Raw genomic sequence first — 21,079 nt, 5'->3', positions numbered from 1 at the left:
TATAGCGTGAAGAAATTGGATGTCGAATTGGCTGTGTGCGTTGCGGGCAATAATATTGGCCGGATTCATAACAACAATACCCCATATGGGTTATGCGCATGCGGAAACGCGCGCGCTTCTGGTTGGGGCATGGCAGTTCAAGTCCAGCCTGATCATGGATCTGGTCGGGCCGGAAAATGATCTGGCGGCGATGGAGACGCTGATTCGCGGGCAGGGGGCCAGCGATGTGACCGTCCTGCGCAATGACGGCGTCAGCCGCACCACGGTGGAAACCGCCCTCCATGCGCTGGGGCTGCGCTCCAAGCCGGGCGACTGGATCTTCCTTTATTATACCGGCCATGGCGCGCTGGCCGAAGCGGCGGTGAAGGGCACGCGCGACGGCGATACCGACCAGTTTTTGCCGCTGCCCGGCTTCGATCCCGATGTGAAGGATGCCGAACGCTTCATCGTCGACAAGGATTTCTACACCTGGCTTTCCATCTATGTGCCCAACGGGGTGCAGGTATTGATGATGGCCGATACCTGCCATTCGGGCACGCTGCACCGTTCGGTGGATCCGCGTGTCAGGGGCATGGCGCCGCGCCTGACGCTGGGCGCCCGCAATGTGGAGCTGGGTGCTCGGCCCGCGCCGCGATTCGCCTCCGTACTGGCCGCCGCCGACGCCGGGGCAGACGCGACGCGCGACGACCTGCCCAATCTTTTCTACATAGCCGCCGCGCGCGACGACCAGATCGCCTGGGAAAATGCGCTGCCGGTGGAAGGAGCGCCGACGCGCGGCTTCCTGACCTGGTCGTTCGAACAGGGTGTGACGACGCCGCGCGCCGACGGCAATGGCATGGCCGCCGATCAGGATGGCGACGGCACGCTCTCGATCGGCGAACTGGGCGCCTATCTCAACGTGCAGGTGCGGATGCTGAGCGGCCAGCGGCAGGAAAGCAGTACGATCATCCCGCCGGGGCGCGAGCGGCAGGGCCTGTTTGCCACCGTGCCGCCGCCACCCGCACCGCCTGCCCCGCCGCCGCTCCCCGGCCTTTACGTCGCGGACGTAAAAGCGCGGGCCAGCGTCAGCGGCGATCATCCCTGGCGCATCCTGACCGACGGGCAGGGCGCCGATTTCGTGTGGGACGCGCGGGCGCAGGCGATGCTCCGCCGCACCGGCGATATCGTCGCGCAAAATGTGAAGACGCCGGCACAGGTGCGCGGCGTGATCGACACATGGGCCGCGCTGGAGGCGCTGCGCCCGCTGCTGTCGGAACGCAGCGCCCGGCTGATGGTCGGTCCGCTCGACAATGGCGCGCGCTATCCGTCCGGCGCGCCGGTGACGCTGGCGCTGGCCCAGACGCAACCTCAGCCGCAAGCGGGGCAGGGCGATAGTGCCGCGCCGCGCTACGCCACCGTGTTCAATATCGCGTCGGACGGCACGATCCAGCGGCTGTTTCCCGTCACCGAATCGGATGGCGATGGCCGACTCGCCACAGGGCAGTCGCTCCCCATCCTCGACAGTCAGGTCATTCCGCCCTTCGGCGCCGATCATGTCGTCGCGCTGGTGACGCCGCAGCCGCCGGACGATGTCCGCCTGCTGCTGCGCACGGTGGAAAATCAGCGCGCCGCATTACGGCTGGTCGAACCGATTCGCGCACTGCTGGCCGGCGCCGGCGGCCAAGCCAGCCTGTCGATCGGCGAACTTTACACGGGCAACTAAAGTCAGCAAAAAACGATGCGAACCTGAGGCATTATTTTCCCCGGCGCAGGCCTAGCTGCACCTTGCCATAAACCTTATTCCCGCCAGCTGGGGTCGATCCGGTCGATTCGCCGCACCATGGACTGGAAATCGGGCACGCCCGGCCCGACCGGCAATTGCACGGCGTGAAGGTCGCGCTGATGCACAGCGATCACCTCGGCCGGAATGTCGATCGGCGTGCCCGCCGCGCCGGCCGCCACCTGAATCTCGCAGGCACGTTGCAGCAGCCAATGCGTCAGGAAGGCCTCGGGCAGGCTGCCCGCCATCACCAGCGTGCCATGATTGCGCAGCAGCATCACCCGCCGCGCGCCCAGATTGGCGATCAGCCGCTCCCCTTCCTCGGGCCGAATCGTCACGCCCTCAAAATCATGATGAGCGATTCGCCCGATGAAGGCGGCGGCGTAGAAGCTGATCGGGCGTAGCCCCTCGGCGCAGGCGCTCACCGCCATGCCCGCCGTCGTATGGGTATGGATGATGCAATGGGCGTCGGGCAGGTGCCGGTGGAACACGCTATGCTGGGTAAAGCCGGCGCGATTGACCGGGTAGGGGCTGCCGTCCAGCACATGACCGTCTATGTCGATTTTCACCAGGTTCGATGCCGTCACCTCGTCATAGCCCAGGCCAAAGGGATTGATGAGAAAAGCGCCGTCTTCGCCCGGTACGCGCAGGGTGATGTGGTTGTAGATCAGTTCCGACCAGCCCATATGGTCGAAGATGCGATAGCAGGCGGCGAGTTGCTGTCGCGCCTCCCATTCGGCGGCGGGCATGTCTGGGCGTTTGGCAGCTGTAGCCATGGGCATCCTCCTGTATCTTTATCGCACCACTATCGCTCCGGGCGCCTGGAATGTCGAGATTAGGCCCTTTGGGGTTGAATTTGCATGGGCCTGCTGGTAGGGCGCCGCCCACATGGCGTGGGGTGACCCGCGACGACTCACTGGCTTTGCTATTCGGTCGGCCCGTCGGGATGGACAGACAAGTCCCGGCGAACCGCTCGTTTTCGATTGGAGATTGACGGACTTATGCAGATCATCGTTCGCGACAACAATGTCGACCAGGCTCTTCGCGCGCTCAAGAAGAAGCTGCAGCGTGAAGGCGTGTATCGCGAAATGAAGCTGCGTCGCCACTACGAGAAGCCGTCGGAAAAGCGCGCCCGTGAAAAGGCGGCTGCTGTCCGTCGTGCGCGTAAGATGGAGCGCAAGCGCGCCGAGCGCGACGGCGCGAAGTAAGCGCCGTTCGGGGCGGCTTGGTGCATGTCACCTCGGCCGCCTCGCTCCCTTGAAGCTGCTTTCCTGCCCTTAATTGCGAGCTAACGCCCATGTCCACGACGGCCGTTCCCCTTCGTCCTATCGCCAAGGGGTCTTTGACGCGCCTCTGGATCGGCGTTGCCGCCGTGGCGCTGGCCGCAGGCGGCCTCGCCTGGGCGGGTCAGCAGGGCGTCGAGTCCTCGCCGGCAGCCTTCCTGACGCAGAACAGCCATGCTGACGGCGTCGTGACCACCGAATCGGGCCTTCAGTATAAGGTTCTTTCGGAAGGTACCGGTGCCAGCCCGACCACCGCCGACGTGGCGCTGGTGGGTTATAAGGGCACGTTGCTCGACGGTACGGTGTTCGACGAGAACCCGCAGGCGCCGATGCCGATCGACGGCGTCGTGCCGGGCTTCTCCGAAGGTCTTCAGAAGATGAAGAAGGGCGGCAAGTATCGCCTCTGGATTCCGCCGCAGCTTGGCTATGGCGATCAGGCCGCCGGCCCGATCCCGGCCGGATCGGTGCTGGTGTTCGACGTGACGCTGCACGACTTCAAGTCGAAGGCGGAATTGATGCAGATCCAGCAGCAGATGCAGCAGCAGCAGGGCGGGATGCCGCAGGGCGCTATCCCGCATCCGGGCAACTGAGTCGGGCCGCAAAGCCGGAATGAAGAAGGGGCCGTTTTGCGGCCCCTTTTTTCATGCCCGAATCAGGCGTGACCCTGACAGACCGAATCGTCGCCCGCCGGGCCGACGCCAAAGGCCAGCGCATCGGCGCTACCGATTTTCTCTTCGCCGGTGAACAGCTTGTCGAGCCGCGCCTTGATGTCGCGACGATATTCGGCATTGGCGACCGACCTGGGGGCCGACACCTCGATATCGCAGGCGATCGCGCCCTTGATGCGCTCGATCGCGCCTTCATCCAGGATACCCGCGCTGCGCAATTCCAGGCAAAGCTGCAACAGCCCCACGGCGGTCGCCTGCGCCCGCATCCCGACATTGGTCAGGTCGAAATGCAGCTTCTTCTGTTTGTCCAATGGCATGGTCATGGTCCTATCCTCTCCAGTGCCGGTCTTTAGACCCTGTCACAACGCCAATGGCCGGACGGGGCAACCGGTTCCCCATAATGTCCTACAGGCGGACAAATTGCTATAAGGAGCGATACGGACCGATCGCGACAGAAAATGTCCTGCTTGGGTTCGATCATGTCGAAATCAGCGGGACATGTGCGAAGTTAAGCGCCGCCCGTCTCTGCCGATCCGGTCTGGATCAGCGTCTTCTTGCCCGAAAGCGCCTTGGACCGTTCCTCCAGATAGACCTTGATCATCGCGACGATCGGGTCGGCCAGGAACAGCCCCATGATGCCGAACAGCGCGCCGAACAGGATCTGCGCCCCCAGCACCAGCGCCGGGGCGAGATCGGTGGCGCGCTTCGCCACCATCGGCACGATCAGATAGCCGTCGACGATCTGCACCGCCATATAGACGCCAAAGGCATAGAGGCCGGTATTCATGCCCCCGGAAAAGCCGACGATGATGATGAGCGCGCCCGATATGATCGACCCGATATTGGGCAGGAAGGCGAACAGGCCGGTCAATATGCCCAGCAACCCCGCCATCGGCACGCCACCGGCCCACAGCAGCAGCCAGGTGCCCACACCCTCCACCGCCATGCCGATCAGCCGCCCGAACATCAGCCGGCGCAGCGTCCAGCCCATCTTGTCGGCAACGGTGTAGAAATGGGCGCGCTTGTCGATCGGCAGCATCCAGGCGACGCCACGTTCATAAAGTTTCGGCTCCACCGCGATGAAGATCGCCAGCACCAGCATCATGACGCCGCTGGTGATCGCGCCGACCGCCGTGCCGACTGCCGCCGTCACCCGGCCCATGCTGCTCATCGCTTGGCTCGCCAGGCCCTTCAGGTCGTCGGGCGTCGTCGTGATGCCCAATTGCTGCATCCAGCCGCCAATTCGCATCACCTGCGCCTCGACAATGGCGCGCATCGCCTGCGCCTGCGCCGCCAGGCTCGATCCGGTCAGGTAGAAAGTATAGGCCATGAAGGCGACCGCGCCGAGCAGCACGATCGTCAGCCGCCATCCGCGCGATATCGGCAGGATGCGGCCGAGCAGCCGCGTGCCGCCATCCATCATCGTCGCCAGCACCAGCGCACCCATGATCAGCATCAACGGTTGCGCCAGCAGCACGACCAGTGCCACGGCGATGGCCAGCGCGAACCACACGCCGGCGCGCTTCAATTCATGGCTGACTAACGGGCTGCGGACTTCACTGGGGCCGGGCAATTCCACATGATGCTCGTGCGCGTCGCTCAAAACCCGGTGCCCCTTCTGCGATTATTCCGGGGCTGTAACGCTTTGTGGCCGCAGGCTGTTCCCGGCCCGCCCGCTGCGGAACGCATGAAGCCATGTCATCGGGTTCCAGCTTGCGTCGCCATCCAGGCTGAAGGTGATGAATTCCGCCCGGCCACCGATCGCCTCGAACGGCACCGGCCCGCCCAGGCCATTTTCCTCCAGCGGTGCACGGCTGTCCGCGCTGTTGTCGCGATTGTCCCCCATCAGGAAGACATGATCGGCCGGCACCCGCACCGGTCCGTACCAGTCGAGCGCGCTCGGCCCCATGTCGATCGTCACATAGGTCTTGCCGTTGGGCAGGATTTCCTGCCGCACCGGCAATTCGCAATATTCCTTGCCATTCTTGTCCGTCACCAGCGCGCCGGGGAATTGCAGCGGCGGGCAGGGGGCATTGCCATCGACGGCCAGCCGCATGGGCTTCAACATCTTCTGCTTTATCGCCACACCGTTCAGGATCACCTGCCCGCCGCGTACTTCGATGATGTCGCCGGGCAGGCCGATCACCCGCTTGATATAATCCTCGCGCCGATTTTGGGGGGACACGATGACGATGTCGCCCCGTTCGGGCAGGCGACCCAGCACCCGCCCCTTCAGGAAGGGCAGGGGGTGGAAGCTGGGCGAGACATAGGACCAGCCATAGGGGAATTTGCTCACCACCAACCGGTCGCCGGTCAGCAGCACCGGCATCATCGATTCGGATGGAATGTAGAAGGGCTTGGCGATGAAGCTGTGAAAGGCGAGCACCGCCAGGATCAGCAGGACGATGCTCTTCAATTCGTGGAACCAGTTGACGCCGGGCGCCTTGCTTTCCTGCGGCAGGTCGGCGGCGGGCTGGTCTTCTGGCAGGTCGATGGCCGTCACGGGCTGGCTTTCGCTTGGGGGAGTATCGCTCACAGGGGCAGCGCTTCGATGATGACGAAGGCCTGCGCCCATGGATGATCGTCGGTGAGCGTCAGGTGAATGACCGGCTTATGTCCGGCCGGCACCAGGGATTCCAGCCGCTTGAGCGCCCCGCCGGTCAGCGCCAGCGTGGGCGCGCCCGACGGCGCGTTGACGACGCCGATATCCTTCATGAACACGCCGGCCTTGAACCCGGTGCCGACCGCCTTGGAGAATGCTTCCTTGGCCGCGAAGCGCTTGGCCAGCGTCCCGGCCTTGGTGAAGGGGCGGCGCTGTGCCTTGGCTTGTTCCACATCGGTGAAGACGCGGCTCTCGAACCGCTCACCGAAGCGATCGAGTGAATTCTGGATTCGCTCGATATTGCAGAGGTCGGAACCGAGGCCGATGATCATGACGGCCCCCCCAGGCCGTAACCCCAGCGAAGGCTGGGGTTTCGTGCCTCCAAGTTGAACCTTTGAGGCCTGCGGTCCTTGGGGCGAGGCACGTGACTCGCCTCAACTTCGCTGGGATGACCACCTGCGCTGCTCACCGCGCCAGATCCATCTGCCGCCGCATTTCGCGAATAGCGCCTTCCAGCCCGCCGAAGATCGCCTCGCCGATCAGGAAATGGCCGATATTTAGTTCGGCGATCTGCGGGATGGCGGCGATCGGCGCCACATTGTCGAAGGTCAGGCCATGGCCGGCATGGGGTTCGATCCCGTTCTTGGCCGCCAGCGCGGCGGCGTCGGCGATCCGGCGCAATTCGGTCGCGCGCGCTTCGCCGGTCAGATGCGCATAAGCCCCGGTATGAAATTCCACCACCGGCGCGCCCAGCTTGATCGCGGCCTCGATCTGCGCGGCGTCGGCCTCGATGAACAGGCTGACGCGGATGCCCGCTTCGTTCAGCTCCGCGACGATGGGCGTCAGCGCTTCCAACTGCCCGGCCGCGTCCAGCCCGCCCTCGGTCGTGCGCTCCTCGCGCTTTTCCGGCACGATGCAGGCGGCATGCGGTTTGTAGCGCAGCGCGATGTCCAGCATCTCGTCCGTCGCCGCCATTTCCAGATTGAGCGGCACGGTCAGCGCCGCCATCAGCGTCGCGATATCGGCGTCGCGAATATGGCGGCGATCCTCGCGCAGATGCGCCGTGATGCCGTCCGCCCCGGCCTTCACCGCCAGCAACGCGGCCTTGACCGGATCGGGATGTTCACCCCCGCGCGCGTTGCGGATGGTCGCCACATGGTCGATATTGACGCCAAGGCGCAGGGGCGTGGTCATAAGGCTTACTGCTTCCGGCTGCCGGGCTTGATCGCCGGCACCGCCGCCAGTTCGGGCGGCACCGCATCGGCTTCATAGACCGGGAAATTGATGGAGACGAGGGGGTAGAAGGGCACGCCCAGATCCACTTCGCCCGCCGACCGGTCGACCAATGCGACTTCGGCGACGACGATGCCGCCTTCGGCTTCGACCGCTTCGATCGCCTGGCGCGAAGACAGGCCGGTGGTGACCACGTCCTCGACCATCAGCACTTTCTGCCCCGGCGTGATCGCGAAACCGCGACGCAGTTCGAACGTGCCCTCGGGCCGCTCCAGGAACACCGCATCCTTGTCCAGTGCGCGGCCGACTTCATGGCCGATGATCAGGCCGCCCATGGCGGGCGACACGACCAGGTCGATCTCCTGCCGCAATTCGCGCGGCAGCTGCTGCACCGTGGCGCGGGCCAATTTGCCGGCGCGCTCGGCATTCATCAGCACGCGGGCGCATTGCAGATAATTGGCGCTGCGACGGCCCGACGACAGGATGAAATGTCCTTCGAGCAACGCCCCCGCTGCCCGAAATTCCGCCAATACTTCCTCGTCTGTCATGCCGTCATAAATCCATGTCGTGCGACCCGGTGCCATGCGGTCCGGTCGGTTTTTATTCGCATGGCACGCGCGCCGGCGCGCCATGATCGCGCCCCTGTGCGCGGAGCTTGCCGAATAGGCGGCCAAGGGAAGCGTTGCAACAGCGAAGAAAATCTGCTCCGTCATGCTTGAGGCAGGGGAAAACCATGCCTATAAGCCGCGGCAGAACCGAAACGGGCGAGGACTATATAGCGCATGACATGCGCGTCTTCGTTGCAGCGGCGCCAAGGGGTTACGGGGTAGAAGACGCTATGAAGAAGGTGAAATCGCTCGTTCTAGCCGGGTTGTTGGCCTTAGCGCCCACACTCGTTTCGAACGGACCGGCACTGGCTCAGGAGAATGCGGCAACTGCCGCGCCGGCTGCTGAAAATGCCGCCGCACCGGCCGAATCGGCTGCCAACGCCACCGCACCGGCCGCGCAAGCGGCACCCGCCGCCACCGTCGCCGCCCCGCCCCGGATGAAGCCGACCGAAGGCATCGGCATGCCCAAGCCGGGCGAAATCACCCTGCAGGAACAGTTCACCTCCACCGGCCACACCGCGCGCTGGCTGCATGACGTGATGTTGCTGCCGCTGATCTTCGCGATCTCGATCTTCGTCCTGATCCTGATGATCTATGCGATGTGGAAATTCCGTCGCAGCGCCAATCCGGTCCCGTCGAAGACGTCGCACAACACGCTGATCGAAGTGATCTGGACCGTCGTTCCGGTCGTGATCCTGCTGGTCGTCGCGGTGCCCTCCATCGGCCTGCTCGCCGACCAGTATAAGCCCGCGCCCAAGGATGCCGTCGTCGTCAAGGTGACCGGCTATCAATGGTATTGGGGCTATGAATATCCCGACAACGGCATTCCGGAATTCGTGTCCAACATGCTGCCGGAAGACAAGGCGAAGGCCAATGGCGAGCCCTATCTGCTCGCGCCCGACAATCGTCTGGTCCTGCCTGCCGGTCGCCCGATCAAGCTGATCATCACCGGCGCGGACGTGATCCACGCCTTCGCCGTGCCTTCACTCTGGGTGAAGATGGATGCGGTCCCCGGCCGCCTCAATGAGAAGAGCTTCACCATCGACAAGCCGGGCGTCTATTACGGCCAGTGTTCCGAACTGTGCGGCGCCCGCCACGGCTTCATGCCCATCGCGATCGAGGCGCTGCCGCCCGAACAGTTCGACCAGTGGGTGCTTTCGCAGGGCGGCAAGCCCGCCACCGCAGCAGCAGCGGAAAAGACGGCTGACGCCGCGCCCGCCGCCGACGCGAAAATCTGATCAGGGGTAGGAACGTCATGACCACCATCACCGCGGACCATCATCTCGATCATGCCCATGATCATCATGATGCCGATCACAAGCCGGCCTTTTTCCAGCGCTGGTTCATGTCGACGAACCACAAGGATATCGGCACCCTCTACCTGATCTTCGCGATTATCGCGGGCATCATCGGCGGCGCCATTTCCGGCCTGATGCGCGCCGAACTGGCGCATCCGGGCATCCAGTATCTTCAGACCTGGGCGAACATTCAGCACAGCTTGCTGGGCGTCGAGCCTGCGTCGCTGGATCAGGCCTATCATCTGTGGAACGCGCTGATCACCGCCCACGGTCTGATCATGGTCTTCTTCATGGTCATGCCCGCCATGATCGGCGGTTTTGGCAACTGGTTCGTCCCGATCATGATCGGCGCGCCGGACATGGCCTTCCCGCGGATGAACAATGTCAGCTTCTGGCTGCTCATCCCCGCCTTCGCCCTGCTGCTCGGATCGGCCTTCGTACCCGGCGGCACCGGCTATGGCGCGGGCACCGGCTGGACGGTCTATGCCCCGCTCTCGACCAGCGGGTCGGCCGGCCCTGCCGTCGACATGGCGATCCTGTCGCTGCACATCGCGGGCGCTTCGTCGATCCTGGGCGCGATCAACTTCATCACCACCATCCTGAACATGCGCGCGCCGGGCATGACCCTGCATAAAATGCCGCTGTTCGTCTGGTCGGTGCTGGTCACCGCCTTCCTGCTGCTGCTCGCCCTGCCGGTTCTGGCCGCCGCGATCACCATGTTGCTGACCGACCGCAATTTCGGCACCACCTTTTACGACGCGGCCGGTGGCGGCGATCCCGAACTCTACCAGCATCTCTTCTGGTTCTTCGGCCATCCCGAAGTCTACATCATGATCCTGCCGGGCTTCGGCATCGTCAGCCAGATCATCTCGACCTTCAGCCGCAAGCCTGTGTTCGGCTATCTCGGCATGGCCTATGCCATGGTGGCGATCGGCGTCGTCGGCTTCGTCGTGTGGGCGCACCACATGTTCACCACTGGCATGTCGGTGAACGTGAAGATGTATTTCACCGCGGCGACGATGGTCATCGCCGTGCCCACGGGTATCAAGATCTTCTCGTGGATCGCCACCATCTGGGGCGGATCGATCAGCTTCAAGACCCCGATGGTCTGGGCGCTGGGCTTCATCTTCCTCTTCACCGTGGGCGGCGTCACCGGCGTCGTGCTGGCCAATGGCGGCGTGGACGACGTGCTGCACGACACCTATTATGTCGTCGCGCATTTCCACTACGTGCTCTCGCTGGGTGCGGTGTTCGGCCTGTTCGCCGGCTTCTATTACTGGTTCCCGAAAATGTCGGGCAAGATGTACAACGAGTTCCTAGGCCACCTGCACTTCTGGGTGTTCTTCGCCGGCGTGAACCTGTTGTTCTTCCCGATGCACTTCCTGGGTCTGTCGGGTATGCCGCGTCGCTATCCCGACTATCCGGCCGCGTTCGAAAAGTGGAACTCGGTCGCCACTCATGGCTATGAAATCATGGCCGCCGGCATGGGCATCTTCTTCATCAACCTGATCTGGTCGCTGGCGGCCGGCAAGAAGGCGGAAGGCAATCCCTGGGGCGAAGGCGCCACCACGCTGGAATGGACCCTGACCAGCCCGCCGCCCTTCCACCAGTTCGAAACCCTGCCGGTGATCGACGACACGGCGCATCATTAAGCGTTGCCATCATGGGCGCTCCGGTTCGCCGGGGCGCCCCAAGGGTGCCGGGGCGGACAATCTGCCCACAGGCGAGCCCGTTGCCCGGATCAGCCCGGCCGTGTAAAGGCGCCGGGCTGAACCCACGAGGAGATTATGGCCAGTTCGCCGTTCGCCACAGGGGCCCAAACCCCTACAGACAGCCTCATGCTGCCCGCCCATTGGCGCGATTTCGTCGCGCTGACCAAGCCCAGAGTCATGACTCTGGTCGTGTTCACGGGCCTGTGCGGACTGCTCGCCGCGCCAGAGCATATCCACCCCATCCTCGCCTTCACGACGATTCTCTGCATCGCCATCGGCGCCGGCGCCGCTGCCGCGCTCAACCAATGGTATGAGGCGGACATCGACGCAAAGATGAAGCGCACCGCCAATCGTCCGCTGCCCGCCGGCCGGATGGAGCGGCAATCGGCGCTGCATTTCGGCGTCGGCCTCTCCTTTTTCTCGGTGGTCCTGCTGGGGCTGGCGACCAACTGGCTTGCCGCTGCCGTGCTGGCCGTGTCGATCCTCTTCTATGTGCTGGTCTATACGATCTGGCTGAAACCCCGCACCGCGCAGAATATCGTCATCGGCGGCGCGGCCGGCGCCTTCCCGCCGGTCATCGGCTGGGCCGCCGTAACGGGCGACATCAGCGCGCTGCCGGTCGCGCTCTTCATGCTGATCTTCTTCTGGACGCCACCCCATTTCTGGGCGCTCGCGCTGTTCGTGAAGACCGATTATGCCGCCGCCGGCATCCCGATGCTGCCTGTCGTGTCCGGCGAAGTCGTGACCCGTCGCCAGATCTGGGGCTATACCGCGATCATGGCGATCGCTGCGATGGCGCCGGTGCTGCTGCAACTGACCGGCATCGTCTATGGCACAGCCGCGCTGCTGGGCACCGCGCTCTTCGCTGTCTTCGCCTTCCAGGTCTATCGTCGGCGTGAAAGCGATCCGGCCCGCATGGCCCCGGAAAAGCGGTTGTTCAAATATTCGATCCTCTATCTCTTCCTCCTGTTCGGGGCAGTGGTCGTCGACCGCTGGCTGCTCGCATGACGCCCGAGGAAAATGACCGCATCCGCGCCCGGCAAAAATCGCGCGCGCTGGTGATGGGCCTGCTGCTCGGCGCGCTCGTCCTGCTTTTCTACGGCATTACCATTGCCAAGATGGGCGGCAATTGATGGCCAGCCTGCCGCCTTCCCCCTTCGACCGCGATCGCCGTAACCGGCGCACGCTGGTCGCGATGGCGGCGGTGGGCCTCTCCATGCTGGGCCTCGGCTTCGCGTCGGTCCCGCTATATCGCATCTTCTGCGAACAGACCGGTTTTGGCGGCACCACCATGCGTGCCGCCGCCAATGTGCAGGTGCAGCAGGCCACCGGCCACACCATGTCGATCCGCTTCGATTCCAATGTGCAGCCCGGCATGCCCTGGCAATTCTATCCCGAACATCGCACGGATACGGTGACGATCGGGCGCAAGGACATGGCGATCTTCATCGCGAAGAATATGTCGGACAAGCCGGTGACCGGCACCGCCAGCTTTAACGTGACCCCTACGCAGGCGGGCGCCTATTTCACCAAGATCCAATGTTTCTGCTTCACGCAGCAGACGTTGAAGCCCGGTGAAGAGGTCCGCATGCCGGTACTTTATTATGTCGATCCGAAGATTTTGCAGGATCCCGACAACAAGGACACCCAGCAAATTACCTTGAGCTACACCTTCTACCCTGTTGAGCAGGATGGGAAGCCAAGCTAAAGCTGGAAACGATAACGGAAAAGCGAACAGGGAAGAGACGATGGCAGGCGCCAAGAACCACGATTATCACATCCTTCCGCCCAGCATCTGGCCGTTCTTCGGCTCCATGTCGGCGCTGGTCATGGCTCTGGGCGCGATCATGTGGCTGCATCCCGATGCCATGGGGCCGGGGGGTGGCTGGGTCTTCCTGCTGGGCGTGGGCGGCGTGCTCTTCACCTTCTACAGCTGGTGGGCCAATGTCATCGCCGAAGCCCATGCCGGCGACCATACGCCGGTGGTGCAGTTGCACCTGCGCTACGGCATGATCCTGTTCATCGCTTCGGAAGTCATGTTCTTCGTCGGCTGGTTCTGGGCCTTTTTCGACTTCTCGCTTTTCCCCAGCGCGCTCGCCCCGATCGAAGGGATGTTCCCGTCCAAGGGTATCGAGGTCATGAACGCGTTCGAGCTGCCCTTGCTCAACACGCTGATCCTGCTCTGCTCGGGCACCACCGTCACCTGGGCGCATCACGCGCTGATCCATGGCGACCGCGACGGCCTGAAAAAGGGTCTGTGGTGCACGATCCTGCTCGGCCTGCTCTTCTCGTCGATCCAGGCCTATGAATATGCCCATGCGCCGTTCCCGTTCGGCGGATCGCCCTACAGCTCGGGCTTCTACATGGCGACCGGCTTCCACGGCTTCCACGTCATCGTCGGCACCATCTTCCTGATCGTGAACCTGGTGCGCGTTTATAAGGGCCACTTCACCCCGCGCCAGCATTTCGGCTTCGAAGCGGCTGCTTGGTACTGGCATTTCGTCGACGTGGTGTGGCTGTTCCTGTTCGTCGCCATCTATGTCTGGGGCGGCTGGGGCGCACCGGTCCACGGCGGCTGAGGCAACGAACCGCGCCTATGAGATCAAACGGCCGGGGCATCTGCTCCGGCCGTTTTCTTTTGTGTTGATCGGCGATATCCAAAATAGATCCGTTCGCTTCGAGCGAAGTCGAGAAGCGTGCAGCGCCATATCTGCGTTTGGCTTCGCTGAACTCGGCGTTGCCTCGTTTCTCGACTAGGCTCGAAACGAACGGAGAAAATATGCACGTTCTGCGCCATTCCGCGATAAAGATGAAAGTATGACCGATCAGCCCACGCTCGCCCCAGCGCCCGCCCGCATCCCGCTCATCCCGACGATCCTCGTCGCGCTGGCGGTGCTGGTGATGATCGGCCTGGGCGTCTGGCAGGTCCAGCGTCGCGGCGAAAAGGCGGCCGCCCTTGCGCTGGCTGCCGCCAACCCCGGCCGACCGGCAGTTGCCTTCCCGAAACTGCCGCCGGTCGATGCCGACATCCTCTTCCGCCCCTCCTCGCTCCATTGCCTGCGCGTCGTCGGCTGGCGGGTGGAGGCGGGGCGCGCCGCCGACGGATCGACCGGCTATCGCCATATCGCCGAATGTTCGACCGGGGCGGAAGGGCCGGGCGCGCTGGTCGCGATCGGTGTGGGGCAAAAGCCTGACGACAAGCCTGCCTGGACCGGCGGCCAGGTCAGCGGCTGGATTTCGCAAGAGCCCGACCACCGCGCCCTGATAGAACGCATCGGTGGCAAGGCGCCGCCGCTGCGCCCGATGCTGATCGCGCGCACCGCGCCTGCCGGCCTCAAGCCCGCCGCCCCGCCCAGCGCGGCCGATGTGCCCAACAACCATCTCGCCTACGCGGTGCAATGGTTCATCTTCGCCGCCGTCGCGGTCATCATCTACATCCTCGCCCTGCGCCGCCGGAACAAAAGCGCCTAATCGCTTGCTCCCGCGCGCGCGGGTCGCTACCGCGCATTCCCATTATGCAATATCAGAGCACCAGGGGGAGCGCGCCCGCGCTCGGTTTTGAGGATGTGACGCTGGCGGGGCTGGCGTCCGATGGCGGCCTGTATCTGCCGACCAGCTGGCCGGCCTTTACCGCCGACCAGATCAGCGCCCTTGCCGGCCTCTCCTATGTCGAAACCGCCGTCCGGGTGATGGCGCCGTTCGTCGCGGGATCGCTCACCGAAGACGAGTTACGTGAGCTTTGCACCGCCGCTTATGGCCGCTTCAGCCATCAGGCCGTGACCCCGCTAGTGCAGCTCGATCATCAGCACTGGCTGCTCGAACTGTTCCACGGCCCGACGCTGGCGTTCAAGGATGTCGCGCTCCAGCTGCTCGGCCAGTTGTTCGAACGCTTCCTCTCGCGCCGCGACGATCATCTGACCATCGTCGGCGCGACCTCGGGCGATACCGGTTCGGCCGCGATCGATGCGGTGGCCGGCCGTGAGAAGATCGACATCTTCATGCTCCATCCCGAAGGCCGGGTGTCGGACGTGCAGCGTCGCCAGATGACCACGGTGCTGGCCCCCAACGTCTATAATATCGCGATCGACGGTAGCTTCGACGATGCGCAGGCGCTGGTGAAGGCGATGTTCAACGACGCCGACTTCAAGAGCCGCTTCAACCTTTCCGCCGTGAACTCCATCAACTGGGCGCGGTTGATGGCGCAGGTCGTCTATTATTTCTACGCCGCCGTGCGCCTCGGCGCGCCGGGCCGGCAAGTGGCCTTCTCCGTCCCCACCGGCAATTTCGGCGACGTGTTCGCCGGCTATGTCGCAGCGCAGATGGGCTTGCCGGTCGCCAAGCTGATCGTTGCCACCAACGTCAACGACATCCTGCACCGCGCTCTGTCCGAAGGCGACTATAGCCAGGGTCAGGTGGTCGCCACCGCCACGCCCAGCATGGACATTCAGGTCAGCTCGAACTTCGAACGCCTTCTGTTCGACGCCGGCGGCCGTGACGGGATTGCGCTCGCCGACCAGATGCGCGGCTTCGAAGCCAGCAAGGCGATGCGCCTCACCAACGCCCAGCGCGAAGGTGCAGCGCACCTCTTCTCCTCCGCGCGCGTGGATGCCGACGGCATGACCATGGCGATGCGCTGGGCCTATGACGGCGCCGGCCAGATCGTCGATCCGCACAGCGCCATCGGCCTAGCTGCCGCGCGGGAAGCGGGCATCGACGCCTCCATTCCGGTGGTTACGCTGGCGACCGCGCATCCGGCCAAGTTCCGCGACGCCGTCGAGCGCGCGACCGGCACCCGCCCGCCGCTTCCTGCCCGGGTTGGCGACCTGTTCTCGCGTGAGGAAAGCTATGCCAAGCTGCCCGGCACGTTCGAGGCCGTGACCGCCTACGTCGCAGAACGCGCGACCCCGCGGACATAACCAGCCTCCGTTCGGTTCGAGCTTGTCGAGAACCGGATGCGTGATGGTTCTCGACAGGCTCGAACCGAACGGGACATTGCTATGAAACTCAAGACCCTCATCGGCGAACCCTGGTCGGATTACGGCCTGCTCGACTCGGGCGATGGCCGGAAGCTGGAGCGCTATGGCCGTTTCCGCTTCATCCGCCCCGAGCCGCAGGCGATGTGGAAGCCGGCAACGACCGACTGGCGCGCCGACGGCGAATTCATCCCCGGTTCGGACGAGGATGGCGGCGGCCGCTGGTATTATGAAAAGCCGGTCCCGGCCGAAGGCTGGCCGCTGCATTGGCGCGAAGTCACTTTCCAGTCCAGTTGCACCCCCTTCCGGCACCTCGGCTTCTTTCCCGACATGGCGCCGATCTGGGACGATCTGCGTGCCACCTATGCCGACAAGCCCGATGCGGAGGTGATGAACCTGTTCGGCTATACCGGCGTCGGCACGCTGGCCCTGTCGGCCGGCGGTGCGCGGATGGTGCATGTCGACGCGTCGAAGAAATCGGTAGCGCAGGCCCGCGCCAACGCCGCTTTGTCGGGTATGGACGACAAGCCCGTCCGCTGGATCGTGGAGGACGCCGCCAAGTTCGTCGCCCGCGAAGTGCGCCGCAATCGCCGCTATGACGGCATCCTGCTCGACCCGCCCAAATATGGCCGTGGTCCCGATGGCGAAGTCTGGCGGCTGGAAGAGGATCTTCCCGGCCTGATCGCCAATTGCCGGGCGTTGCTCGACGCCGACAGCCGTTTCCTGTTCCTGACCGTCTATGCCGTGCGCATGTCCGCGCTGGCGATCGGCGAATTGCTGCGCCAGGCCTTTGCCGACCTGCCCGGCACGGTGGAAGCGGGCGAGCTGGCCGTAAGGGAAGAAGCGCGCGGCATCGCTCTGCCGACCGCCATCTGGGCACGCTGGAAACGCTGACCGTTAAAATTTGTTAACGGCTCCCTGCTAGAGTCGCGGCCCAATAATAAGGTCGCGCATGTTCAATTCTCTCTCCGCCCGGATCGCTGCCTTTGGTGCGCTGGTCTTCGTCGCGCTGCTGGCGCTCATCTGGATGCTGGTCGATGCGTCGATCCAGACCCGCGACAGCTTTCGTTGGGTCACCCATTCGGCCGAAGTGATCGAGACGATGGACGATGCCCTGTCCGCCCTGCGAGAGGCGGAATCGGGCCAGCGCGGCTTCGTATTGACCCGCAACGCCAGCTTTGCCGATCCGGCCGATGCGCGGCTTGCCGTTTCGCGACAGACGATGGGGCATCTGGTCGAGCTGACCGCCGACAATCCGATGCAGAATATGCGCGCGCGCGAATTGCGCAGCCTGATGGAGCGGCGCATCGAGATGTTGCGCAGCACGTTGGTGGACGCGCGCAGCGGCAATTTCGACAAGGCGCGCACCATCATCGCCAGCGGCACGGGCCGCGATCTGATGGCTATGGTATCACTACGCGTCGACAGCTTTTTGGCCGAAGAACGCGCGCTGCGCCTCACCCGCATCGATGCGGCCGATCGCCGGCTCACCTGGGTGCGGCAACTGGCGCTGGTCGGCGGCCCGATCATCGCGATCGCCATCCTGTCCGTCTCGCTGCTGCTGATCTGGGGCATTCGTCGCCCCGCCGGCGTCATCCGCCGGGCGATGACGGCGCTGGGCGATGGCGACCGTTCCATGCGCGTCACCACCGCCATGGGATCGCATGAATTCGCGCAACTGGCGTCCGGCTATAATGAAATGGCCGGCCAGTTGCAGGCGGCGATCGCCGATCAGGGCCGCAGCGAGCAGGAATTGAAGGTCGCCCATGGCGAATTGATGCGCAACAGCAGCATCCTGCGCGAACGCGGCGAGGTGATCGAATTGCTGGGCGGCATGGCCCACCGCATGCAGGCCGCCCGCACGGACGAGGAACTGGCGCAGGTCATCCGTGTCTTCGTGCCGCGCGTGCTGCCGGGTATCGCCGGCGCGCTCTACGCCCATAATAACAGCCGCAACCTGCTGGTGCCCATCACCGGCTGGGGTGGTTTCGTACCCAGTCAGGATGGCTTCGCGCCCGACCAGTGCTGGGCGCTGCGGCGCGGGCAGAGCCATTTCGTGGCCGAGCCCGGCGGCGACATCGTCTGCGGCCATGTCGCTGCGGACGCCATCTATCATTGCGAGCCGCTGCTGGCCGGCGGCGAGGTGATCGGCACCCTCTATCTGGAGGGCGTGATCGGGGAGGAAAGCGGCTTCCGCCTGACCGTGATGGCGGAAAATATCAGCTCCGCGTTGGTCAACCATCGCCTGCAACGGGGGCTGCGCGAACAGACGATCCGCGATCCGCTGACCGGCCTGTTCAACCGCCGCTATATGGAAGAGGCGCTGACGATCGAGATCGCCCGCGCCCGCCGCTCCGGCGTGCCTCTGAGCGCCGTCATGTGCGACGTCGATCATTTCAAGCGGTTCAACGACGAATTCGGCCATGATGCCGGCGACGTCGTGTTGCAGGCGGTCGCCAATGAAATGCGCGGCCGCTTCCGCGATGGCGACATCGTCTGCCGCTATGGCGGGGAGGAATTTGCCGTCATCGCGCCGGGCACGACCGCGCAGGCGCTCGCCGGCCGGGTTGAGGATGTGCGCAAGGGCATCACCGAAATCGTCCTGCGCCATGGTGGCCGGGCGCTGGGGTCCACCAGCATGTCCTTCGGCATCGCGACCTGGGACGACAGCATGGCGGGCGACGGGGCCGCGCTGCTGCAACTGGCCGACGCAGCCCTCTACCGGGCCAAGCGCGAAGGCCGCAACCGCACCGTCATCGACATGCAGCAGGCGGCCTGATGGCATCGAATAATAGGCGATGAGTGAAATTTCCCCGGCGCAGGCCGGGGTCCAGATCCACGGTCTGAACTGGGCCCCGGCCTGCGCCGGGGACCATGGGTGTCGGCTTCGTTCTTGGTGCTGGTATCAGGCGAGCGTCAGGTAGATTTCCGCCTCGATCAGCCAGTCGCCGCTGACGTTGCGCCATTTGGCACTATATTGGCCCGACGCGACGGTCGTGCCGCCGACCATGCCGGTCCAATGGCCATGTTCCATCGCGATCGGTTCGACCGGCGATGCGATGATGTTGTTCGGCGTGCGGGTGTAGACCATCCGCTCCTTCGCCGCGAATTCGCGCTTCCACGCCAGCAACTGCGCCTCGCGCCCGGCGATGATGCCGCTGTCGGTACCGGTCATCATCACGACATTCATCGTCAGCAACGGCCCGATGGCGCTCAGGTCCGCCTCCGCCAGCGCACGATTGAAGGCGGCGCGCGCCATGCGGATGGCGAGGTCAGCGGTGGCGGTCATGTCCAGCTATTATCCTGAAACCCGTTCGCTCTGAGCTTGTCGAAGGGCCGTTTTTCTTGAAGCAAAGGGCAAGGCTTCGACAGGCTCAGCCCGAACGGGAAACCATAATGGTAGGATCACCCGCAGCGCGCCGACGTGATCACCATCGCATCATCATAGCTGACGGTCAGCCGATCGGGCCGGAAATCCATCGTCATCGCCATGCCGGGGCCGCCCCAGCGCAGCGTCTTCGCGCCCGACGCTTTAAGCAGTGCCGCACCGACTTCAGCGCTGGCCTTCTGCCCGGTGAAGCCATCCAGCCCGTCATTCCTGCACGGCCCCTCGGCAGTCGCCGGCGGGGTCGCCGGCCCTTCGCTCCCCGCGCCGGCACATGCGGACAGGCCCAGCATCATCAGACCCACAATCGCCATCCGCATCACCGCTCTCCTTATTCCGTGCGCGTCATCTTCAGCCGGCCGTTGCGGACGGCAAAAGCCATGCGGCCTTCCACCAGGTCAACCGCGTCCCGGCCGAATTGTTCATAGCGCCAGCCTTCCAGGATCGAGAGGCCTTCGCGCACGCCCGCCGCCAGCGCGTCGATATCGTCGGTCCGCGCGATCAGCCGCGCCGCGACATTGATATCGCGCGACCGGATCTTGAGCAGCAGCTTGAGCAGATCGGCGACCAGCGCGCCATCCTTGCCTAGCCCCGGCCGGCGCGGCTCGCGATCGGGCATTTCGTCGCGCCCCAGCGGCTGATGCTTGGCCAGCGCGTTCATCAGCCGCGCGCCGATATCATTGGTGCGCCAAGTGGCGGACAGGCCGCGTACCTTGCCCAGTTCTTCCTGATTGCGCGGTGGATGGCTGGCGATGTCGGCCAGCGTCTCGTCCTTGACGATGCGGCCGCGCGGCAGATTCTTGTCCTGTGCCTCGATCTCGCGCCATGCGGCCAGCGCCTTCAAGCGGCCCAGCACGTCCGGCTTCTTGCTGGCGATGCGCACGCGCTGCCAGGCCTGCTGCGGGTCGTTTTCATAATGGGACGGATCGCTGATCCGCTCCATTTCCTGGTCCAGCCAGTCGCCACGCCCGGTCTTGCGCAATTCTTCCAGCATCTTGGGGAAAATCTGGATGAGGTAGGTGACGTCGCCGATCGCATAATCGATCTGGCGCTTGTCCAGCGGGCGCCGCGCCCAGTCGGTGAAGCGCGCGCCCTTGTCCAGCACCACGCCCATCCACGCATCGACCAGATTGCCGTAACCAATCTGTTCGCCAAGGCCGAGCGCCATCGCTGCAATCTGCGTATCGAACATCGGGTGCGGCGTCTTGCCGGTCAGATTGTGGACGATCTCGATATCCTGCCCACCGGCATGGAAGACCTTGAGCACATCCTCATTGTTGACCATCAGGTCGAGCAGAGGCGTCATGTCCAGCCCCGGCGCCTTGGGGTCGATCGCGGCCGCCTCATGCGGGTCGGCGACCTGCACCAGGCACAGTTCGGGCCAATAGCTGTTTTCCCGCATGAATTCGGTATCGACGGCGATGTACGGGGATTTTGCGATGCGGGCGCAGAAATCGGAAAGAGTCTTGCTGTCGGTAATCAGCGGATGAATTTGCATATGGTCTTCGATCTTATTATGGGCTGGCCCGCGTCCGCGGGCTGGTCAATGTTTGACAAT

23 protein-coding genes are annotated in these 21,079 nt (G+C 64.3%); 13 read left to right on the top strand and 10 right to left on the bottom strand.

Going from position 1 to position 21,079, the window contains the following annotated elements; genetic code table 11:
* The first annotated feature begins 85 nt into the window (after positions 1 to 85).
* The gene (locus tag F4U94_RS12045; protein ID WP_120251540.1) at positions 86 to 1,702 is read left to right on the top strand and encodes a caspase family protein; all 1,617 of its coding nucleotides are present in this window, start codon (positions 86 to 88) and stop codon (positions 1,700 to 1,702) included.
* 74 nt (positions 1,703 to 1,776) lie between these two features.
* On the opposite strand, the gene F4U94_RS12040 is transcribed toward F4U94_RS12045, so the two are convergent.
* A complete protein-coding gene (locus tag F4U94_RS12040) occupies positions 1,777 to 2,535 on the bottom strand; it encodes a class II aldolase/adducin family protein (protein ID WP_120251541.1) in 759 nt (252 codons plus the stop codon).
* 225 nt (positions 2,536 to 2,760) lie between these two features.
* Here F4U94_RS12040 and rpsU point away from each other — a divergent pair, with 225 nt between their 5' ends.
* Together rpsU and F4U94_RS12030 are read left to right on the top strand one after the other, a co-directional pair.
* On the top strand, positions 2,761 to 2,967 hold the full coding sequence (gene rpsU / locus F4U94_RS12035; RefSeq protein WP_056686590.1) for a 30S ribosomal protein S21: 207 nt from the start codon (positions 2,761 to 2,763) through the stop codon (positions 2,965 to 2,967).
* Positions 2,968 to 3,056: 89 nt separating this feature from the next.
* Positions 3,057 to 3,632 carry an FKBP-type peptidyl-prolyl cis-trans isomerase gene (locus tag F4U94_RS12030; protein WP_120251542.1) on the top strand — a complete coding sequence of 192 codons (576 nt, stop codon included), beginning with the start codon at positions 3,057 to 3,059 and terminating at the stop codon, positions 3,630 to 3,632.
* 62 nt (positions 3,633 to 3,694) lie between these two features.
* Here F4U94_RS12030 and F4U94_RS12025 read toward each other — a convergent pair whose 3' ends face one another.
* From F4U94_RS12025 to pyrE, 6 genes are all read right to left on the bottom strand, one after another.
* On the bottom strand, positions 3,695 to 4,033 hold the full coding sequence (locus tag F4U94_RS12025) for a hypothetical protein (RefSeq protein WP_120251543.1): 339 nt from the start codon (positions 4,031 to 4,033) through the stop codon (positions 3,695 to 3,697).
* 185 nt (positions 4,034 to 4,218) lie between these two features.
* The gene (locus F4U94_RS12020; RefSeq protein ID WP_120251544.1) at positions 4,219 to 5,313 is read right to left on the bottom strand and encodes an AI-2E family transporter; all 1,095 of its coding nucleotides are present in this window, start codon (positions 5,311 to 5,313) and stop codon (positions 4,219 to 4,221) included.
* 21 nt (positions 5,314 to 5,334) lie between these two features.
* Complete coding sequence (gene lepB / locus F4U94_RS12015) at positions 5,335 to 6,213, bottom strand: signal peptidase I (RefSeq protein ID WP_427771775.1); 879 nt, start codon at positions 6,211 to 6,213, stop codon at positions 5,335 to 5,337.
* Between the two features lie 29 nt (positions 6,214 to 6,242).
* Positions 6,243 to 6,644, bottom strand: a complete 402-nt coding sequence (acpS, locus tag F4U94_RS12010; RefSeq protein WP_120251546.1) for a holo-ACP synthase — start codon at positions 6,642 to 6,644, stop codon at positions 6,243 to 6,245.
* A gap of 133 nt (positions 6,645 to 6,777) precedes the next feature.
* Complete coding sequence (locus tag F4U94_RS12005) at positions 6,778 to 7,506, bottom strand: pyridoxine 5'-phosphate synthase (protein WP_120251547.1); 729 nt, start codon at positions 7,504 to 7,506, stop codon at positions 6,778 to 6,780.
* 5 nt (positions 7,507 to 7,511) lie between these two features.
* Entirely contained in the window at positions 7,512 to 8,093 is a 582-nt protein-coding gene (gene pyrE / locus F4U94_RS12000) for an orotate phosphoribosyltransferase (protein ID WP_120252271.1), read from the bottom strand.
* 290 nt (positions 8,094 to 8,383) lie between these two features.
* Between pyrE and coxB the strand changes: the two genes are divergently transcribed.
* The 10 genes from coxB (at position 8,384) to F4U94_RS11955 (ending at position 18,915) form a co-directional block, all read left to right on the top strand.
* Entirely contained in the window at positions 8,384 to 9,391 is a 1,008-nt protein-coding gene (gene coxB / locus F4U94_RS11995) for a cytochrome c oxidase subunit II (protein ID WP_120251548.1), read from the top strand.
* A gap of 17 nt (positions 9,392 to 9,408) precedes the next feature.
* Positions 9,409 to 11,103, top strand: a complete 1,695-nt coding sequence (gene ctaD, locus F4U94_RS11990; RefSeq protein ID WP_120251549.1) for a cytochrome c oxidase subunit I — start codon at positions 9,409 to 9,411, stop codon at positions 11,101 to 11,103.
* Between the two features lie 135 nt (positions 11,104 to 11,238).
* Entirely contained in the window at positions 11,239 to 12,171 is a 933-nt protein-coding gene (locus tag F4U94_RS11985; RefSeq protein ID WP_120251550.1) for a heme o synthase, read from the top strand.
* Positions 12,168 to 12,296 carry a hypothetical protein gene (locus F4U94_RS25355; RefSeq protein ID WP_269462514.1) on the top strand — a complete coding sequence of 43 codons (129 nt, stop codon included), beginning with the start codon at positions 12,168 to 12,170 and terminating at the stop codon, positions 12,294 to 12,296. Before F4U94_RS11985 ends, F4U94_RS25355 begins: the two co-directional genes overlap by 4 nt.
* Positions 12,296 to 12,871 (top strand): cytochrome c oxidase assembly protein, encoded by a 576-nt coding sequence (locus F4U94_RS11980; protein WP_120251551.1) that lies wholly within the window; start codon positions 12,296 to 12,298, stop codon positions 12,869 to 12,871. Before F4U94_RS25355 ends, F4U94_RS11980 begins: the two co-directional genes overlap by 1 nt.
* Before the next feature lie 40 nt (positions 12,872 to 12,911).
* On the top strand, positions 12,912 to 13,742 hold the full coding sequence (locus tag F4U94_RS11975) for a cytochrome c oxidase subunit 3 (RefSeq protein ID WP_120251552.1): 831 nt from the start codon (positions 12,912 to 12,914) through the stop codon (positions 13,740 to 13,742).
* A gap of 238 nt (positions 13,743 to 13,980) precedes the next feature.
* The gene (locus F4U94_RS11970; RefSeq protein WP_120251553.1) at positions 13,981 to 14,634 is read left to right on the top strand and encodes an SURF1 family cytochrome oxidase biogenesis protein; all 654 of its coding nucleotides are present in this window, start codon (positions 13,981 to 13,983) and stop codon (positions 14,632 to 14,634) included.
* A 44-nt stretch (positions 14,635 to 14,678) separates the two neighbouring features.
* Complete coding sequence (gene thrC, locus F4U94_RS11965) at positions 14,679 to 16,079, top strand: threonine synthase (RefSeq protein ID WP_120251554.1); 1,401 nt, start codon at positions 14,679 to 14,681, stop codon at positions 16,077 to 16,079.
* Positions 16,080 to 16,160: 81 nt separating this feature from the next.
* Positions 16,161 to 17,030, top strand: a complete 870-nt coding sequence (locus F4U94_RS11960) for an RsmD family RNA methyltransferase (RefSeq protein ID WP_120251555.1) — start codon at positions 16,161 to 16,163, stop codon at positions 17,028 to 17,030.
* 58 nt (positions 17,031 to 17,088) lie between these two features.
* Positions 17,089 to 18,915, top strand: a complete 1,827-nt coding sequence (locus F4U94_RS11955; RefSeq protein WP_172598806.1) for a diguanylate cyclase — start codon at positions 17,089 to 17,091, stop codon at positions 18,913 to 18,915.
* A 126-nt stretch (positions 18,916 to 19,041) separates the two neighbouring features.
* Here F4U94_RS11955 and F4U94_RS11950 read toward each other — a convergent pair whose 3' ends face one another.
* From F4U94_RS11950 to rnd, 3 genes are all read right to left on the bottom strand, one after another.
* Positions 19,042 to 19,425, bottom strand: coding sequence for a nuclear transport factor 2 family protein (locus F4U94_RS11950; protein ID WP_120251556.1), 384 nt, complete (start codon positions 19,423 to 19,425; stop codon positions 19,042 to 19,044).
* A 116-nt stretch (positions 19,426 to 19,541) separates the two neighbouring features.
* Entirely contained in the window at positions 19,542 to 19,841 is a 300-nt protein-coding gene (locus F4U94_RS11945) for an I78 family peptidase inhibitor (RefSeq protein WP_120251557.1), read from the bottom strand.
* Between the two features lie 11 nt (positions 19,842 to 19,852).
* Positions 19,853 to 21,019 (bottom strand): ribonuclease D, encoded by a 1,167-nt coding sequence (gene rnd, locus F4U94_RS11940; RefSeq protein WP_120251558.1) that lies wholly within the window; start codon positions 21,017 to 21,019, stop codon positions 19,853 to 19,855.
* Between the last annotated feature and the right edge of the window lie 60 nt (positions 21,020 to 21,079).

The organism is Sphingobium limneticum (assembly GCF_008710155.1).
In the GTDB taxonomy this organism is placed as follows: Bacteria; Pseudomonadota; Alphaproteobacteria; order Sphingomonadales; family Sphingomonadaceae; genus Sphingobium; species Sphingobium limneticum.
Note: the sequence above shows the minus strand (reverse complement) of the source record. Positions and strands in the feature narration are given on the sequence as shown.

Coding starts and splice junctions, on each gene's coding strand:
- F4U94_RS12040 (WP_120251541.1), bottom strand. CDS start 2,535: ATGGCTACAGCTGCCAAACGCCCAGACATGCCCGCCGCCGAATGGGAG.
- pyrE (WP_120252271.1), bottom strand. CDS start 8,093: ATGACAGACGAGGAAGTATTGGCGGAATTTCGGGCAGCGGGGGCGTTG.
- ctaD (WP_120251549.1), top strand. CDS start 9,409: ATGACCACCATCACCGCGGACCATCATCTCGATCATGCCCATGATCAT.
- F4U94_RS12025 (WP_120251543.1), bottom strand. CDS start 4,033: ATGACCATGCCATTGGACAAACAGAAGAAGCTGCATTTCGACCTGACC.
- F4U94_RS11985 (WP_120251550.1), top strand. CDS start 11,239: ATGGCCAGTTCGCCGTTCGCCACAGGGGCCCAAACCCCTACAGACAGC.
- F4U94_RS11975 (WP_120251552.1), top strand. CDS start 12,912: ATGGCAGGCGCCAAGAACCACGATTATCACATCCTTCCGCCCAGCATC.
- acpS (WP_120251546.1), bottom strand. CDS start 6,644: ATGATCATCGGCCTCGGTTCCGACCTCTGCAATATCGAGCGAATCCAG.
- rnd (WP_120251558.1), bottom strand. CDS start 21,019: ATGCAAATTCATCCGCTGATTACCGACAGCAAGACTCTTTCCGATTTC.
- F4U94_RS11950 (WP_120251556.1), bottom strand. CDS start 19,425: ATGACCGCCACCGCTGACCTCGCCATCCGCATGGCGCGCGCCGCCTTC.
- thrC (WP_120251554.1), top strand. CDS start 14,679: ATGCAATATCAGAGCACCAGGGGGAGCGCGCCCGCGCTCGGTTTTGAG.
- rpsU (WP_056686590.1), top strand. CDS start 2,761: ATGCAGATCATCGTTCGCGACAACAATGTCGACCAGGCTCTTCGCGCG.
- F4U94_RS12005 (WP_120251547.1), bottom strand. CDS start 7,506: ATGACCACGCCCCTGCGCCTTGGCGTCAATATCGACCATGTGGCGACC.
- F4U94_RS12030 (WP_120251542.1), top strand. CDS start 3,057: ATGTCCACGACGGCCGTTCCCCTTCGTCCTATCGCCAAGGGGTCTTTG.
- F4U94_RS11945 (WP_120251557.1), bottom strand. CDS start 19,841: ATGCGGATGGCGATTGTGGGTCTGATGATGCTGGGCCTGTCCGCATGT.
- coxB (WP_120251548.1), top strand. CDS start 8,384: ATGAAGAAGGTGAAATCGCTCGTTCTAGCCGGGTTGTTGGCCTTAGCG.
- F4U94_RS25355 (WP_269462514.1), top strand. CDS start 12,168: ATGACGCCCGAGGAAAATGACCGCATCCGCGCCCGGCAAAAATCGCGC.
- F4U94_RS11955 (WP_172598806.1), top strand. CDS start 17,089: ATGTTCAATTCTCTCTCCGCCCGGATCGCTGCCTTTGGTGCGCTGGTC.
- F4U94_RS12045 (WP_120251540.1), top strand. CDS start 86: ATGGGTTATGCGCATGCGGAAACGCGCGCGCTTCTGGTTGGGGCATGG.
- F4U94_RS11960 (WP_120251555.1), top strand. CDS start 16,161: ATGAAACTCAAGACCCTCATCGGCGAACCCTGGTCGGATTACGGCCTG.
- F4U94_RS11970 (WP_120251553.1), top strand. CDS start 13,981: ATGACCGATCAGCCCACGCTCGCCCCAGCGCCCGCCCGCATCCCGCTC.
- F4U94_RS11980 (WP_120251551.1), top strand. CDS start 12,296: ATGGCCAGCCTGCCGCCTTCCCCCTTCGACCGCGATCGCCGTAACCGG.